Below are 219 nucleotides of genomic sequence, written 5' to 3' on the forward strand. Positions count from 1 at the left end.
TTTACGGAGCTCCCCAAACGCCATCCCAACGATCCTCTGCACGATCTGCTCCCGTGGAACGTGAATATGGGCGACATCATGTAAATACACTGCTTAATTGGCCGCTTACGCAGAGCAAATCCTACATGTGGGTCTACCGCAGCGGCGAGTTTGCCGCTCACCCGGCGGTGATTTTCGACTATCAGCCAAGCCGCAGCGGGCGCTGTGTCGCTGACTTCT

General features: G+C 56.2%; 1 pseudogene. It reads left to right on the forward strand.

The features are described 5' to 3' along the window. Window positions 1–110: 110 nt before the first annotated feature. Window positions 111–219 (forward strand): annotated as a pseudogene (locus AAC854_RS24040) (IS66 family transposase); the annotation flags it as partial.

Origin of the sequence: Xenorhabdus entomophaga, assembly GCF_037996725.1 — a bacterium.
In the GTDB taxonomy this organism is placed as follows: Bacteria; Pseudomonadota; Gammaproteobacteria; order Enterobacterales; family Enterobacteriaceae; genus Xenorhabdus; species Xenorhabdus khoisanae.